The organism is Amycolatopsis sp. WAC 01416 (genome assembly GCF_003947485.1).
GTDB lineage: Bacteria > Actinomycetota > Actinomycetes > Mycobacteriales > Pseudonocardiaceae > Amycolatopsis.
Window position 1 is genome coordinate 258,001 of record NZ_QHHX01000007.1, and the last position, 16,051, is coordinate 274,051.

15 protein-coding genes are annotated in these 16,051 nt (G+C 68.7%); 8 read left to right on the top strand and 7 right to left on the bottom strand.

The genetic code is table 11. The features are described 5' to 3' along the window. Positions 1-4: 4 nt before the first annotated feature. Both DL990_RS25030 and DL990_RS25035 read right to left on the bottom strand, forming a co-directional pair. Complete coding sequence (locus tag DL990_RS25030; RefSeq protein ID WP_125789169.1) at positions 5-1,195, bottom strand: oxygenase MpaB family protein; 1,191 nt, start codon at positions 1,193-1,195, stop codon at positions 5-7. Positions 1,196-1,329: 134 nt separating this feature from the next. After that, positions 1,330-2,886, bottom strand: coding sequence for a long-chain-fatty-acid--CoA ligase (locus DL990_RS25035; RefSeq protein WP_125800082.1), 1,557 nt, complete (start codon positions 2,884-2,886; stop codon positions 1,330-1,332). A gap of 158 nt (positions 2,887-3,044) precedes the next feature. On the opposite strand from DL990_RS25035, the gene DL990_RS25040 reads away from it, so the two are divergent. Further along, entirely contained in the window at positions 3,045-4,211 is a 1,167-nt protein-coding gene (locus tag DL990_RS25040; RefSeq protein WP_370309106.1) for a TetR/AcrR family transcriptional regulator, read from the top strand. A 9-nt stretch (positions 4,212-4,220) separates the two neighbouring features. Here DL990_RS25040 and DL990_RS25045 read toward each other — a convergent pair whose 3' ends face one another. Next, positions 4,221-4,982 carry an IclR family transcriptional regulator gene (locus DL990_RS25045; protein ID WP_125800083.1) on the bottom strand — a complete coding sequence of 254 codons (762 nt, stop codon included), beginning with the start codon at positions 4,980-4,982 and terminating at the stop codon, positions 4,221-4,223. 55 nt (positions 4,983-5,037) lie between these two features. Between DL990_RS25045 and DL990_RS25050 the strand changes: the two genes are divergently transcribed. The 7 genes from DL990_RS25050 to DL990_RS25080 all read left to right on the top strand — a co-directional run bounded on the left by DL990_RS25050 (position 5,038) and on the right by DL990_RS25080 (position 11,697). After that, entirely contained in the window at positions 5,038-6,018 is a 981-nt protein-coding gene (locus tag DL990_RS25050) for a 2-dehydro-3-deoxygalactonokinase (protein WP_125800084.1), read from the top strand. Continuing rightward, positions 6,015-6,611 (top strand): 2-dehydro-3-deoxy-6-phosphogalactonate aldolase, encoded by a 597-nt coding sequence (locus DL990_RS25055; RefSeq protein WP_125800085.1) that lies wholly within the window; start codon positions 6,015-6,017, stop codon positions 6,609-6,611. The genes DL990_RS25050 and DL990_RS25055 overlap by 4 nt, the downstream gene beginning before the upstream one ends. Before the next feature lie 11 nt (positions 6,612-6,622). Further along, positions 6,623-7,771 carry a galactonate dehydratase gene (gene dgoD, locus DL990_RS25060; RefSeq protein WP_125789174.1) on the top strand — a complete coding sequence of 383 codons (1,149 nt, stop codon included), beginning with the start codon at positions 6,623-6,625 and terminating at the stop codon, positions 7,769-7,771. A gap of 5 nt (positions 7,772-7,776) precedes the next feature. Then, the gene (locus tag DL990_RS25065) at positions 7,777-9,096 is read left to right on the top strand and encodes an MFS transporter (RefSeq protein ID WP_199746582.1); all 1,320 of its coding nucleotides are present in this window, start codon (positions 7,777-7,779) and stop codon (positions 9,094-9,096) included. A gap of 100 nt (positions 9,097-9,196) precedes the next feature. Beyond that, positions 9,197-10,633, top strand: coding sequence for an MFS transporter (locus DL990_RS25070; protein ID WP_125789176.1), 1,437 nt, complete (start codon positions 9,197-9,199; stop codon positions 10,631-10,633). A 137-nt stretch (positions 10,634-10,770) separates the two neighbouring features. Beyond that, the gene (locus DL990_RS25075; RefSeq protein WP_125800087.1) at positions 10,771-11,241 is read left to right on the top strand and encodes a carboxymuconolactone decarboxylase family protein; all 471 of its coding nucleotides are present in this window, start codon (positions 10,771-10,773) and stop codon (positions 11,239-11,241) included. 21 nt (positions 11,242-11,262) lie between these two features. Then, entirely contained in the window at positions 11,263-11,697 is a 435-nt protein-coding gene (locus tag DL990_RS25080) for an ester cyclase (RefSeq protein ID WP_125789178.1), read from the top strand. Between the two features lie 3 nt (positions 11,698-11,700). On the opposite strand, the gene sigJ is transcribed toward DL990_RS25080, so the two are convergent. From sigJ to DL990_RS25100, 4 genes are all read right to left on the bottom strand, one after another. Next, complete coding sequence (sigJ, locus tag DL990_RS25085; protein ID WP_125800088.1) at positions 11,701-12,627, bottom strand: RNA polymerase sigma factor SigJ; 927 nt, start codon at positions 12,625-12,627, stop codon at positions 11,701-11,703. A 110-nt stretch (positions 12,628-12,737) separates the two neighbouring features. After that, positions 12,738-13,556 (bottom strand): hypothetical protein, encoded by an 819-nt coding sequence (locus tag DL990_RS25090; protein WP_233620561.1) that lies wholly within the window; start codon positions 13,554-13,556, stop codon positions 12,738-12,740. A 1,189-nt stretch (positions 13,557-14,745) separates the two neighbouring features. Further along, positions 14,746-15,321 (bottom strand): ankyrin repeat domain-containing protein, encoded by a 576-nt coding sequence (locus DL990_RS25095; RefSeq protein WP_125800089.1) that lies wholly within the window; start codon positions 15,319-15,321, stop codon positions 14,746-14,748. A gap of 167 nt (positions 15,322-15,488) precedes the next feature. Continuing rightward, on the bottom strand, positions 15,489-16,034 hold the full coding sequence (locus DL990_RS25100) for a heme-binding protein (protein WP_125800090.1): 546 nt from the start codon (positions 16,032-16,034) through the stop codon (positions 15,489-15,491). Positions 16,035-16,051: the final 17 nt, after the last annotated feature.

A 16,051-nucleotide genomic window follows, 5' to 3' on the forward strand; every position in this document is an offset into this window, starting at 1 on the left:
GGGTTCAGGCTCCTGGCCGGTTCCCGGTGGGGATCGTGATGCGGGTCGTCGTCGGTGAGGTCCCCTTGTTGAGGAACAGCATCGCCAGCGCGCGCACCAGTTGGTCGAACATGTAGAAGCCCGCGGGTATGACGGGGATCAGCCCTTCCCGGAACGCGATGTACGCGGGCCACGCGGTGCGGATGAGGGCGGCGGAAGCGTAGTCGCGGCGCAGTCCGAGCCAGTCGCCGATCGCGTCGCTCAGCACGTACCGCACGAACTCGTTGAGGAATCCGCGCGTGACGCCCAAATCGACCTGTGCGGTCAATCCGAGCAGGTCTTCGGCGAGTTCCTTGCCCTCGTGCGACGGGGCAAGGATCGGGGTGAGCACCTGCGCCGACTGCGCGTGCGCGGCGGCCCACGTCTGCGGGATGAACTCCTCCCGCACGCCGAGCAGATGGATCGCGACCTGCCACATGTGGAGGAAGGCGGCCTCGTCCGCGGCCGACATCGGGACCTTCCAATCGCGCAGCTTCTGGTGCACGAAGGTGCCGAGACTGTGGAAGGTGACCAGGATGTCGCCGTTGCTGATCGGGATCCGTTCGTCCGCGACGGCCTTCCAGTGCGCCGACTGCGGCAGCAGGTGCCGTACCGCGGCGTGCACCAGCCGCGTCTTGTTGGCGGTGACCACGAACTGGCCGTCGGGCTCGAAAGCGTTGAGGTCGCTCAGGTCGTAGCCGAAGGTGAAGGTCTTGGCGGCGCGGTCCTGCATGTCGGCCCCGCCCGCGGACCAGTAGACGGATTTGGCCTCGCGCGGGATGACCGTGCTCATGATGCCGCTGCCGAGCCCGTACAGCATGAACAGATAGGTGTCCTTGCGCCGGTTGAAATCGGCCGCGCGACGCAGCTTCGCGGGGTCGGCCCAGGACGGCAACTTGGTGACGCGCTGGAGGTAATCCGCCAGATCGGCGGGAAGGCCCCCGGGCAGCGGATCGTTGTTGTCCACCCACGGACCGATCGCGGTGTTGACCGCCGGAACCTGGCCGGCCTCGAGGACCGCCGCCATGATGCGGTCGATTTCGTCGTCCCACACCCACCAAGGGTCGGCGGCCGACCCGGTCCGGGTCTCGCCCCAGGCGGGGGCGACGCTCGCCGCGCCGACGAGGCCCAACGCGACGCCGAGGGACAGAACATTCCTCCTGCTGAGATCGCTCATTTACTTACCTAACTTCCTTGGTAGGTTCGGGACGCTTCCGTCGCGTCCGATGAGTGATTCCTGATTAACATAACGAAGCGGTCCGGTGGTCGGCAAGGGAGGCCCCGACCTGAATCGGTCCCCTTCGGCCGAGGTCAGACTCGTTTCTCGTCCAGATCGCGAAGGGCGCCCTTGAGTACTTTCCCGCCCGCGTTGCGGGGAAGTTCGGGTACCACCACGAGATCCTTGGGCAGCTTGAACGACGCGAGCCCGCCGTCGAGGAACGTGGTCAGTTCCCCCAGCGACAGTTCGGCCTCCGGCGGGGTGGTGACGAACGCGACCGGCACCTGGCCCCAGCGTTCGTCGGCCCTGCCGATCACGGCGACCTCCAGTACCGACGGATACGCGGAAATCGCGTTCTCCAGTTCGGCGCAGTAGATGTTCTCGCCACCGCTGATGATCATGTCCTTCTTGCGGTCGACCACCCAGACGAAGCCGTCTTCGTCCTGCGTCACCAGGTCGCCGGAGTGGAACCAGCCGCCCGCGAAGGCTTCCGCGGTCTCCTGCGGTTTGTTCCAGTAGCCCTTGGTCACGGTGGGGCCGCGGTAAACGATCTCGCCCACTTCTCCCGGTGCGACGTCGTTCATGTCGTCGTCCACGACGCGGTATTGGAGGGTCGGGATCGGCTTGCCGACGGAACCGAGCTTGCGCACCGAATCCTCGCCGCTGAGCACGCAGGTGATCGGGGAGGTTTCGGTCTGGCCGAACACGGCGACGTTGAGCGCGCCGGGGAACTTCTCGGCCATGGCCAGCAGGGTCGCCCGGCTCGCGGGCGCGGCGCCCCAGCTGATGATCCGCAGCTTCAGGTCCCGCGCGGCGATATCCGGCTGGGCGCAGATCTGGTCCCACTGCTGGGGAACGTTGAACACCACGGTGGCGCCCTCGCGTTCGTAGGCGTCGAGCACCGCTCGGGGGTCGAAGGCGCCCAGCGGGTGGATCACGACCACGCTGCCGACCAGGAAGTTCGCCACGATCGAACCGAGGCCCGCGATGTGGAAGAAGGGCGCGGTCAGGAAACCGACGTCGGAATCGTCGAAGATCTTCATCGCCCGGATGCAGGTGAGCGCCTGCAGCTGCATGTTCCGATGGGAGAGCAGCACGCCTTTCGGCCTGCCGGTGGTGCCCGAGGTGTACATGATCAGCGCCGTCGACTCCTCGCTGACGTCGGGCAGTTCCATCGGCTCCCGCGCGTTCAGGAATTCCTCGTACGCCGTGCGGCCCTCGTCCGGCTCGCCGACGACGAGCACCGTCCCGATCGCCGCGGCGCTCGGCGCGGCCGCGAGCAGGGGGAGCAGCCGCGAGTCGACGACGATGGCGGACGGCGTGCAGTCGGCGAGGATGTAGTCGAGTTCCGCGGGCGCGAGCCGGAAACTGAGCGGGACGGCCATGGCGCCCAGGCTGTTCGCCGCGAACACGGTTTCCACGAACCACGGGTGGTTCAGGGTCAGCGTGGCCACGCGATGGCCTTCGGCGACACCCTCTCCGGAGAGGGCGGCCGCCAAGCGCAACGACCGCTGCGACAGCTGTGCCCAGGTGGTCGTCTCCCCGAGGTGACGCAGGGCGGGCTTGTCCGGTCGCGTCATCGCGTGCGTGGCCGCGTGCGCCATCCAGTGGTGCCGGAAGGACGAGGCGGGAGCCGAAGCGGTCGACATGGCCATCCTCAGGTGTCGGAACGGTACTGGTCGCGAGGCCAGTATGCATGCCAAGCCGCCGGTTGAGAAGCGATAAGTTAATCGAGAATCACATCGTTGGCCGGTCGGCGCCGGGCGGTTCGGGCGGTGTTGATCCGGTTCGTGGTTGACTTCCCCGCATGGTGAGCGCCGACTCGACCGCGGCCGTCCGGCCCCGCAACCGCAAGCAACTGATCGTCGACGCGGCCGGTCGGATCTTCAGCGAACACGGGTACCACGCGGCTTCGATGGAGGAGATCGCCGCCGACGTGGGCATCACCGCGGCGGCCCTGTACCGGCACTTCCCGAACAAGTACGCGCTGTTCGCCGCGTGCGCGAACGTGATGGCGGACCGGCTCGCCGCCACCCTCGACGAGGTGCCGCCCGGCGCGCCGCTGGCGGACGTGCTCGCCGCCGTCACCCAGGGCACGGTGACCCACCGAGCGTCGAGTGGCCTGTACCGCTGGGAATCCCGGTATCTCGACAGCGACGACAGGCACGCGCTGGGGGAGAAGTTCGCGAGAGTCGTCGACCGGGTGACCGAGGCGGTGCGGCGGGAGTACCCGCTCCCCGACCCGGGACTGCGGGCGGTGGCCGCGCTCGGGGTGATCGGGTCCATCACGATGCACCGCACGTCGATCGCCCAGCGCCGCGTCGAAGAGGTACTGGTGGAGTCCGCCCTGCGGGTGGTCACGACCGACCCGACGGCGAGCGTCGCGGGCGCGGGCGCCGTCGAGCTGCCGTCCCGGCCCGTGCCACGCACACGGCGTTCGGAGATTCTCGCGGCCGCCATTCCGCTGTTCGAACGGGACGGCTTCGCCAACGTCACGAACGGACGGATCGCCGAAGCCGTGGGGCTGGTCCCGTCCGCGCTCTACCGGTATTTCCCCGGCAAGGCCGACATTCTCGCCGCCGCCTGTCTCCAGGCCGCGGGGATACTGGCCCAAGCGGTGGAACAGAACCTTCACGGGGTCGACGGTCCGCACGACGCCCTGCTCGCGCTGGCGCGGACCTATGTGGCCTACAGCTTCGAACACACCGCGCTCACCAGCGTCGCCAACGCCGAACTGGCGGGCCTGCCCGCGGCTCTGCAGCGGCCGTTGGTCAGCGCGCAGCGCGAGCACATCGCCGTCTGGGAACAGCAACTGCGGTCGGCGCGGCCGGAACTCGATCAGCGTCAGGCGAGGGTGCTCGTGCACGCAGGTTTCGGCGTGGTGGTCGAAGCAGGCCGGAGGGTGCGGTGGGAGGACGTCCCCGCCAACCGTGACGCCGTCAGCGCGCTGCTCGTGGGCGCGTTGGGAGTCTGACCCCGGCTGTCAGGGTTCGCGGTAGCCGAGGCCGGCGGAAACCTGTTGTGCCGCACGGCCGACGACGCGGTTCAGGCCGCGCATCCGGGCGGCGGGCATGTACGGCCGGGTCGCCGACACACTGATGGCACCGGCGATCGCGCCGGTGGCGTCCCGGATCGGCGCCGCGACGCAGCGGATCCCCGGCTCGTTGTCCTCAAGGTCCATCGCCACCCCGGACTCCGCGTACTCGCGCATCCGCGCCAGGAACGCGTCGAGGTCCTCAGGGTGTACCCGGCCCGGTTCCGCCGGGGTCTCGGCCAGGTACAGCTCCCGCCATTCCGGCGAGGAGTCCAGCAGGAGCGCCATGCCGACACCGGTGCGGGTCAAGGGCATCCGGTGCCCGATCCGGGAGCGCATCTCCGCGCCCCGTGAACCCGGCAGCTTGTCCAGGTACAGCACCGAATCCCCGTCTCGGACGGCGAGGTGCACCGTGTCCCGCAACTGGGCGGCCAGTTCCTCCAGTACCGGCCGGGCGACCACCGGCAGCGGACTTCCGTGCAGGGCCTGGAAACCCAATTCGATCAGGGTGGGACCGAGTGTGTACCCGTCCCGTCCGCTGCGCAGGTAGCCCTCGCTCACCAGCAGCTGGACGAGCCGATGCGCCGTGCTGCGGCCCAGCCCCGTGCGCTCGATCAGGGTGCGGAGATCGGTCGCGCCGCCCGCGACGGCGCGGATCACCGCGAGACCGCGGGCGAGGGTCTGGGTGCCGGGCGGCGCTGGTTCGGCCATGCCCGGATCCTACATATAGGGACGACGGTCGCATTATCGGGAACGCCGCCGCACGATGTCGCTCGTGACGGACATCGGACCCGCCTTGATCGCGCTCGACTGGGGGACCTCCGGTCAGCGTGCCTGGCTGCTCGGCAGGACCGGCGAGGTCCTGGCCGCCCGCGACACCGGGCGCGGACTGCTCACCACGACCGAGGACGTGGACCCGCGGGACCCGCGAGCCAGGGCCGCCGCCTACGAGTCGGCCTTCCGGGAGACCTGCGGCGACTGGCTCACGGCGTTCCCCGGGCTGCCGTCCATCGCCGCCGGCATGGTCGGCAGCGCGCAGGGCTGGGCCGACTCCGGCTATCGCACCGTCCCGGCGAAACCGGACTTCCCCTCGCTCGTCCCGGTGCCCCATCGCGACGGCGTGCTCCATCTCGTGCCGGGACTGCGGATCCCGTCCGGTGAGCACCCCGGCGACGTGATCCGCGGTGAGGAAACGCAACTGGCCGGCGTGCTGGAGGCGCTCGGCGAACCCGCCGGGCCGCTCACGGTGGTGCTGCCCGGTACGCACAGCAAATGGGTCCGTGTCGAGAACGGGCTCGTGACGGACTTCGCCACCGCGATGACCGGCGAACTGTACGGATTGCTGACCACGCACGGCATCCTCGCCCGCACGGCCGCCGGCCCGGTCCCCGACGACGAGGCGTTCTCGCGGGGTTTGGCTGCGGGGCGGCGTTCGCGAGGGCTCGCCACCGAGGCGTTCGGCGCGCGCCCGCTCGTGCTCGACGGCGTACTCGAACCGGCGTCGCTGCCGGACTACCTCTCGGGCGTGCTGATCGCCGACGAGGTTTCCCATCTGCTGTGTGACTCGGATACCCGCGTGGTGCTGTGCGGAGCGAGCGAACTTTGCCGTCGCTACGCCGCCGCACTCGCCGAAAGGGGAGTGGAGGCGACCGTGCTGTCCGAGGAGATCACCGCCAGGGGGCTGTGGCGGATCGCGACGGCCGCCGGACTGCTCGAAGACCGTCTCGAAAGGACAGTGAAGCCGTGACCGGTTTGATCGCGATCCTGCGCGGAGTGACCCCGGCCGAGGTCGTCGGCGTCGGCAGTGCTCTCCTCGACGCGGGCTTCCCCGCCATCGAAGTGCCACTGAATTCGCCGGAACCGTTCGAGAGCGTCCGCCTGCTCGCCGACGCGTTCGGGGAGCGGTGCGCGATCGGCGCGGGCACCGTGCTCACCACCGAAGACGTCGGGCGGGCGCGCGAGGCCGGCGCGCGGATGATCGTGGCGCCCAACGGTGACCCCGCGGTGATCTCCGCCGCCGTGGCCGCGGGCATGACGCCGTATCCCGGCGTGGCCACGCCCACCGAAGCGTTCGCCGCGCTGGCCGCGGGTGCCCGGCACCTCAAGCTGTTCCCCGCCGGCGCGGTCGGGATCGGGGGGATGAAGGCGTGGCGCGCGGTGCTGCCGCGCGAGGTCGAACTGCTGCCGGTCGGCGGCGTCGACGCGACGAACCTGGCGGCCTGGGCCGCCGCCGGTGCGGCCGGGGCGGGGCTGGGTTCCTGCCTCTACCGCCCGGGTGACAGCGCGGACGCGGTCGCCGTCCGTGCTCGCGAATTCTCCGAGATCTGGCACCAGGACTAAGGAAGAAACCGATGAAGATCGTGTCAATGACGACATATCAGGTGCCGCCCCGCTGGTCGTTCCTGAAGATCGAGACCGACGAGGGCGTCACCGGCTGGGGAGAACCGGTCCTGGAGGGCCGGGCCGCCTCCGTGGCCGCCGTCGTGGAGGAGCTTTCCGATTACCTGATCGGCAAGGATCCTTCGCGGATCGAGGATCTGTGGACGGTCCTCTACCGTGGCGGGTTCTATCGCGGCGGTGGTATCCACATGAGCGCGCTGGCCGGCATCGACCAGGCTTTGTGGGACATCAAGGGCAAGGCGCTCGGCATGCCGGTCCACGAACTGCTCGGCGGCCGCGTGCGCGATCGGATCAAGGTGTACTCGTGGATCGGCGGCGACCGTCCCGCCGAGACCGCTCGCGCGGCACGTGACGTGGTGGACCGCGGGTTCAGCGCGGTGAAGATGAACGGTACCGAGGAACTGTCCTATCTGGACACGTGGGACAAGGTCGATCGCTGCGTGGCCAACGTCGACGCCGTCCGCCGGGCGGTGGGCCCGAACGTCGGCATCGGGGTGGACTTCCACGGTCGCGTGCACAAGCCGATGGCCAAGGTCCTGCTGCGCGAACTGGAGCCGTACCGGCTGATGTTCGTCGAGGAACCGGTGCTGTCCGAGCACGTCGACGGCTTCGCCGACGTCCTCCGCAATTCGCCGATCCCCATCGCGCTCGGCGAACGGCTGTACTCGAGGTGGGATTTCAAGGCTGTCCTGGCCTCGGGCGCCGTCGACATCATCCAGCCGGATCCGTCGCACTGCGGCGGCATCACCGAAGCGCGCAAGATCGCGCACATGGCCGAGGCCTACGACGTCGGGCTGGCCCTGCACTGCCCGCTCGGCCCGATCGCGCTGGCGGCCTGCCTGCAGATCGACGCGGGCTGCTACAACGCCACGATCCAGGAACAGAGCCTCGGCATCCACTACAACACGAGCAACGACCTCCTCGACTACTTGGCCGATCCGTCGGTGTTCGCCTACGACGACGGGCAGGTCGCCATCCCCGGCGGGCCGGGTCTCGGCATCGAGATCAACGAGGAGTACGTCGCCGAACGGGCGGCCGAGGGACATCGCTGGCGGAATCCGGTGTGGCGGCACGCCGACGGCTCGTTCGCGGAATGGTGAGCGCGATGACCACCTCCATCCACACCGGACTCGCCACCCGTCCGTCCCGGTACCGGGTGCTCATCGCGGTGATGCTGTTCGTCACCGTCGTCATCAACTATCTGGACCGCTCGAACCTGTCGATCGCGATGCCCGCGATCGCCGGCGAACTCGAGCTGTCCAAAGCGGAACAGGGCCTGCTCCTGTCTGCCTTCGGCTGGACGTACGCCGCGTTGCAGCTTCCCGGCGGCTGGCTGGTCGACAAGATCCCGCCGCGGCTGCTCTATCCGGCCTGCCTGATCCTGTGGTCGCTCGCGACCTTGTTCATGGGGGTGTTCGGCGGGTTCGTGGCGCTGATCGCGTTGCGGCTGATGGTCGGTGTCTTCGAAGCGCCCGCCTATCCGATCAACAGCAAGATCGCGACCGTCTGGTTCCCGGAACGCGAACGTGCCACGGCGATCGGTTTCTACACCTCGGGCCAGTTCATCGGCCTTGCCCTGCTGACGCCCGTGCTGTCCTGGTTGCAGACCGCGCTGTCGTGGCATTGGGTGTTCATCGCCACCGGCCTGGTCGGCATCCTCTGGGCGGTGCTCTGGTACGCGAAGTACCGCGAGCCGCGCGACTCGCGGGCCAACGAGGCCGAGGTGGAGCTGATCCGCTCCGGCGGCGGCCTGGTGGACCTGCCGACCGAGCGGCCGGAGCGGGCGCGGATCACGCGCGCGGATCTGGCGACCGTGCTGGGCAGCCGGAAGCTGTGGGGAATCTACTTCGGACAGTTCTGCCTGACCTCGACGCTCTGGTTCTTCCTCACCTGGTTCCCGACGTATCTCGTCGAATACCGGGAGATGGACTACATCAAGTCCGGCTTCCTGGCGTCGTTGCCGTTCATCGCGGCACTGATCGGCGTGCTGGCTTCCGGTGTGCTGTCGGACTTCCTGGTCCGGCGCGGCACCTCGCTCGGAGTGGCGCGCAAAGGCCCGATCATCGCCGGGCTGCTGCTGAGCACCGTGATGGTCGGGGCCGGTTTCACCGACTCGACCACGCTGGTCATCGTGATCCTCTCGATCGCCTTCTTCGGAAACGGTCTCGCGTCGATCACCTGGTCGCTCGTCTCCGCGCTGGCGCCGCGACGGCTGCTCGGGCTGACCGGCGGGATGTTCAACTTCATCGGGAACCTGTCGTCGATCGCCACGCCGATCGTCATCGGCCTGATCGTCACCGATGACAGCTTCGCGCCCGGCTTCGCCTACATGACCGTGATCACGGTCGCCGGGATCCTGTCGTACGTCTTCCTGGTCGGCAAGGTCGAACGGGTCGCGGAGCGGGGTGTGACCAGCACTACATAGATACCCCCTAGGGGTACTTGTGCCACCTGCGTCCCGAGGCCTAGGTTCATCTTCGTCAGATACCCCCTAGGGGTAACTAGGTCTCGAAAGGACGGACGTCATGGCGGAGACAACCCCGGACCCACGACGGTGGTGGGCGCTGGGACTCATCGCGTTGGCCCAGTTCATGGTCATCATGGACACCTCGATCATCGGCGTCGCACTACCCGCCATGCAGCAGGACCTCGGGTTCTCCCCAGGGGATCTGTCGTGGGTGTTCAACGCCTACGTCATCGCGCTCGCCGGGCTGCTGCTGCTCGGCGGACGCCTGTCGGACCTGTTCGGCGCGCGGAAGATGTTCACCGCGGGCTGGGTGGTCACCCTCGGCGGCTCGGTGGTCGCCGCGGTCGCGGGCACCGCGTGGGTCGAACTTCTCGGGCGGGTGCTGCAGGGCGCGGGCGCGGCGCTGATCGCGCCGTCCGCGCTGACCCTGCTGATGATGCTGTTCGGCGCGCGTCCCCGTGAGCTGACGAAGGCGCTCGCACTCTACGGCGCGGCCGCTCCCGCCGGTGGTACCGCCGGGGTGTTCCTCGGCGGCGTGATCACCGAGTGGCTGTCGTGGCCGTGGATCTTCTGGCTTTACGTCCCGATTTCCCTGGTCGCGATCGTGGCGACGGGCAAGCTGATGCCGTCCGCCCCCGCCCGGCGTGGTTCGGTCGACCTGGCCGGCGCCGTCGCGGCGACCGCCGGCCTCGGGCTGACCGTGTTCGGCGTCGTGCGGGCACCGGAAGCGGGCTGGTCCGCGGCGGGCACCTGGGGTGCGCTGGCAGGCGGTATCGCGCTGCTCGCGGTGTTCGTGCTGATCCAGCGCAGGCGGGAAGTTCCGTTGGTGCGGCTGGGTATCTTCCGGACGCCGAACCTCGGTGGCGCGAACCTCGCGCAGTTCCTGCTCGGCGCGGCGTGGATCCCGATGTGGTACTTCCTCAACCTGTACCTGCAGCAGGTCCTCGGATACGGGGCCTTCGCCAGCGGCGCGGCGTTGCTGCCGATGACGGTGCTGATCGTGGTGCTGATGGTCGCGGTCGCGCCGCGGTTGATCGGCCGGTTCGGGCCGAAGAAGATGATCATCGGTGGCTTGTGGGCGCTCGCGGCGGGTCTGGTGTGGCTGTCGTTCGTCAGCCCGACCGGCAACTTCGTCGTCGATGTCCTGCCCGCGTCGCTGGTCGCGGCACTCGGCCAGGCGCTGGCGTTCATCCCGTCGCTGGGCACCGCGATCTCGAGCGCGAAGCCGGAGGAAGGCGGGCTCGCGTCGGGCATCGTGAACACCTCGTACCAGATCGGGTCGGCACTCGGTCTGGCCGCGATGACCGCGGTCGGCGTGTCCTTCGGCGCGGGGCGGATCGGTGACCCGATCGCGTTGACCGGCGGGTACTCGGCGGCGTTCCTCGGGGCCGCGGGCATCGCGATCGCGGGTGGCTTCCTTGCCATGGCCACCCTGCGCGCTCCGAAGCCCGCGCCCAGTGACGCCGGCGGAGGTGAACCGGCGGTGCTGCGATGACCGGCTGTATCCCCGTGTGGAGGGCGAGACCGTTCCAGGTCCGCCCTCCACACGGCGTTTCAGTGGCGCCGGGCTCACATTTCGCGGGGCTGCTTCGTCGGATGGGCAGAGCACCCCTTACGACAAAGGAGATCGCGATGAACGCCCGGCTCGACTATTTCGGCAACCCGGTCGGTGGCAAGTTTCTCAAGGCCCTCGTCTCGGCGAACAGGGCGCTGGTCGACTCGCCGCTGCCGCTCACGATCCAAGAGCTGGTACGGATGCGCGCGAGTCAGATCAACGGATGCGCGGTGTGCCTGGACATCCACACCAAGGAAGCCGCCGCCGCGGGCGAGACGGACGTGCGGATCAATCTGGTCGCGGCGTGGCGGGAGGCGACCGTCTTCACCGAGCCCGAGCGGGCCGCGCTGGAGCTGGCCGAGCAGGCCTGCCGGATGGCCGACGGCGGCGTCGTCACCGATGAGGCGTGGGCGAACGTCGCCAAAAATTTCGACGAGGACCAGCTCGCCGCGCTGGTGGGCGTGATCTCGCTGATCAACGCCTTCAACCGGTTGAACGCCATCGTCCAGAACCCCGCCGGGGACTACCGGGTCGGCCAGTTCGCCTGACCTCGATCGACGGGAGCGACCATGACCAGCACAGAGACAGCGCGCAATCGGGCGGCGTTCGCCCGTTTCCACGACGCGACCAACACCGGCAGCGTCCAGCTCATCGAGAAGACGATCGACGACGTCGTCGCTCCGGACCTGGTGTTCCACGCGCCGGTGCCGATGGACACGACAGGGGCGGAGGCGCTGAAACAAGTGTGGACGGTGCTGCTTCGCGCCTTCCCCGATCTTCGGGTCAAGGCCGAAGACGTGCTCGCCGACGGGGACAAGATCGTCTGCCGGAACACCGTCACCGGCACCCACCAAGGTGAGTTCCGTGGCCTGCCCGCCACCGGAAAGCAGGTCTCCTACGGCGAAATCTTCATCTTGCGGTTCGCCGGAGGGCGGATCACCGAGATCTGGGGTGTCGTCGACGTCCTCACCCAGCTGCGGCAACTCGGCGCCCTCCCGGCGTAGCGGTCACGCGTCCGTCCAAGGCCGGAGCTTCTCGGGATTCCGTACTCCCCAGATGTGCCGGATCCGGTCTTCGGCGACGTGGAACGCGAATACGGCGACGGTCAGCTCGGCCTGCCGGAGCACCAGGCCGGGCCGGCCGTTGACGGTCTGCTCCAGAAGTTCGAGGCCGGACGTCTTCTCCGCCACCGACATGAGATAGGACGCGACCTCCTCGCGGCCCTCGAAGGGGTGGAGCGCGGCACTGACGAGCCCGCCACCGTCGCCGACCGCCTTGACGTCGGGATCGAGGAGACCGATGAGCGCCTCGATGTCCTTGGCCTCCCAAGCCTTCTTGAAATCCTTGACGAGATCGGCCTGCCGGTCGACCGGGGCCGCGGAAACCCGGGTCGCCCGGATGCGACGGCGCGCCGAGGAAGCGAGCTGACGGCACGCGGCCGGGGTGCGGCCGACGATCTCCGCGACCTCGGCGAAGGCATAGCGGAACACGTCGTGCAGCACGAACGCGACCCGCTCGGCCGGGGTCAGCGATTCGAGTACGACGAGAAACGCCATGTTGATCGACTCGTCGAGGGTGATCCGGTCGGCGGGGTCGGTCGCCGGAGGTCGTCCGGTCGTCCATTCGACCCGCCCCGGCAACGGTTCGGGAAGCCATTCGCCGACGTAGCGTTCCCGTCGCGCGCGTGCCGAACCGAGGAGATCCAGGCAGATGCGGCTGGCGACCGTCGTCAGCCAGGCACCGGGGGACTCGATCGCGTCGCGCCGGGCGGGGGACAAGGCGTACCAGCGGGTGTAGGTCTCCTGCACCACGTCCTCGGCCTCGGACAGGGAACCGACCAGGCGATACGCGAGCCCGATCAGCTGACGCCGCTCACTCACGATCGCCTTCAGGCCCGGATCTTGTTCTTGTTCTTGTTCGGATGGCTGGTTCATGGGATTCGCCCCCCTGTTCGCGTGCGCTGTCCCGGGTACGACGAGACACCGCCGCCGGATGTGAGGTCCCCTCGCCTCCGGCGACGTCGTCAAGGTGGCGATCTCCGGACCTACGCGTTCGCCGTGCGGGGGAAGTCCTTGCGCTTGATCTTGGCCCGGCGCCCGTCCGGATGGTGGAAGACGACGCCTTCGGCCGTATGCCCCGGAGAGAACCGGCTGTCCAATGTGGCGAGGAAGTCCCGGAGTTCGTGGTAGCTGCGCGGTACTTCCGGCAAGGCAGGTGCCTGGAAGTCGAAGGGGACACACCGATGTTCTTTCAGCCCAAGGGGGTTGCCTTGGATGCGGGGACCGAGTGCCTCGCTCGGATGTTCCCCGTCCGGCCAAGCGGAGACGTCGGTGTTCCCCGCCGCCGCGAGGATCCACTTGTCGTCGGCGGATTCACTGTCGGTGTCGACGTACCAGCCGTCCACGATGCCCTGCTGTTTCTGCGCCTTGCTCGGATTGCGGCGCTTCTCGACCCGGACCACCTGACCCGCGCGCACGGTCAGCCGGACGTTGGTGCCGTCGAGCTTCTCGGTGCCGACCCCGGCGCCTTCGAAGACCCACGCGCACTCGGCGCGAGGTCTGTCGACGACGTGGAAGCGCTCATCGCGCTCGAAAAGCGTGGGGATCTTCTCCATGACGGTCTTCCCTTTCACGACTTGCCCGATGAGTTCCTCCGGAGTGATGGCGCCGACGGCCAGGCCGCCGGCGAGCGCCCGTATCAGCTCCGCTACCGGAACGTCGGCTTCGACCGCCACATGCTTCAGCGCCTTCTTCTCTTCCGGGGAGATCCAGGCGACCAGCCGCGACCATCCCTCGGGAGGAGTCCATCGGGCCAGCGCCGCAGGGTCCTTGCGCGGCCTGCCCCGTCCTCGTGCCTGCTCCACGGCTGAACCGTAGTCGGGCGCTAGGAGTTGTGTCAATTGGCATAACAGAAAATGCTTGAGGGGTGATTCGGGTGGTGGTGAGGGGGTAAGGCGAAGGTGGCGGGGTTGCGAAAGCCACTTTCGCAACGTCGGGGGGCAGGGGTGCGGTAGCGAAGAAGGGGGCCTTCGCTGCGCCGGTGCCTTCGCGGGACCCATGGTCGGGTTGTGTCGCGAAAGCCACTTTTGGGGCACCGCATTTGCTTACCCACTACTCGGGGCTCGCGCTCTGAGATCCCCGTGGTCGTCGTGTGGCCTTAGGCGTGACACGCGTGATTGGAAGCGGAACTCGCGTGATTGGACGCGGAACTCACGGCGGACCCGGTCACGGGCGAGATCGGCCTCCAATCACGCGAGTTCCGCGTTTGAACACGCGAGTTCCGCCTTCAATCACGCGCGACGTCCATCGGCCTGGTGGTGACATCACCTCACGACCCACCCGCAGGTCAGACGTAGGCACACAAATGAAGGCCTCCTTCGCGACGCCTGAGGTCCCGAAAGTGGCTTTCGCGACACCTGGGTGCCCCACGGTCGCGAGCGAATACCCGCGACCCGACACCCTTGCGCTACCTCTCAATAGCCGTCCTTGCCACTTGCGCCCCCGGCAAAACCGTGCGTGTAGGCATCGACCAGACGTTTCACCACTCGCCGGTCTTCCTTGTGGACATTCAAGGCACGGCCGGCTCCCACAGTCAGTCCAGAACCACACCAGGCAGGCCTCCCGCCTACCTCGAAACCATCGAAGAAGCCTTCACCGGACGCTCAGCTACGCCATTTTGGTCTTACCCCTCAGTAGCTGCCTTGGTGTGGTGACGCTGGGTGAGAGGTGTGTGGGAATGGGGACGTTGAGTGTCCCTATTTCCACACACCCCTTCACGACAGGACCCCCGACGGCCTGATCGGCCTGGCAGGGCGGGACCGTGTGGATTTCGGGTCGTCAGATGCCCCGAAATCCACACGGTCAGGGGCCTGGCGCGGGCGGGTCCTCGGGCCTGGCTTTTCGCGACACAGCCGCTTGGGTGCTTCGGGGCGGGCCGGTCGCTCCAGCGTCGCGCGCGGCGCTTCGGGGAACCGGGCGGGTTCCGAATGTCGCATCGGAGACGCTCAGCGTCTCTAGCGCGACATTCGGGCCCCCCGCCGCGCCGGACCGCGGTCAGTGGGCTCCCGCCTCTCGGAGGATCTCGGCGACGGTCGTCTGGCCCTTGGTCCTGGCGTGCGCGAGGGGAGTGACGCCCTGCTTGTCGGCGAGGTTCACGTCCGCTCCCGCGGCGACGAGTGCTCGGACCACTTCCTGGTGGCGCGGCCCGCCGTCGCCGAGGATGACCGCTTCCAGCAACGCGGTCCAGCCGAGGTCGTTCACCTGGTCGACGTCGATCCCGCTGCCCGCGACCAAGCGCACGTACTCGGCGTGCCCGCGTTCGGAGGCGGGGATCAGCGAGACGCCGCCGAATCGGTTGGTGATGGTCAGATCCGGCTTGGCCTCGAGCAGCACCTTCGCCATCGGGACGCTTCCGGTGACGCCGGTGACCAGCCACGGTGTGTCGTGCCGCTCGTCGAACGCGTCCGGGTCGGCGCCCGCTTTGACGAGGACTTCGGCGATCTCGACACGGTTCTCGGTGACGGCGACGAGCAACGGGGTCCGGCCGCGATCGTCCCGTGTCTCCAGGTCGGCGCCTGCGTCGACCGCCTGCCTGACGAGGTTCACGTCGGCTTCGAAGAGCTGACTCACGGGGACTCCTTGGCGCCGCGGCGTGGACGAAGAAGGCTGGGATGGAGAAGGCGTGGATGAGGCGGGCTGCGATGAAGCGGGCGGGGGCGGCGTGCTCGGTGCCTGGGGGGAGCAGGCACCGAGCACGAGGGCGGCGAGCAACGTCACGGCCGCCCGCTCACCGACCCTCAGCGAAGCTCCCCGATGGCGCGCAGGCCGGCCGTGGCGAACCGCTCGTCGAGGTCGCCGCTGGGCGCGCCGCCGACCCCGATCCCGGCGATCGGCGCGCCGTTCGCGGCGACCGGCACACCACCGGCGAGGAAGAGCGTGCCGGGGATGTCGCGGATGGTCGGACCGTCGCCCTGTGCGTTCTTGGACAGCGCCGAGGTGGGCTGTCCGAAGGAGACCGTGGTGAAGGCCTTGCGCTTGGCGGACTCCTCCGTCTGCGGTCCGGCGCCATCGCCCTTGAGCAGGACGCGGACGTCACCCGAGCGGTCCAGCACGGCGACCGTGACCCGCTGCCCCTCCTTCTCTGCGGCGTCCAGCGCGGCCTGCGCGGCACGGGTGGCGGCGTCGATGCCGAGCACGCCGGTCTGCACGACGGCCTGCGCCGCGGGCGGCTGCGGCTTGCGGTCCTGTGCTTGCGCCGCACCCAGGCCGGTGGCGAGCGCGACGGTCGCGAGACCGGCCGTCATACCCAGGACGAGGCGAGTGCGGGGGAGCGTGGCGTTCATCGGATTTCCTTTGCCGT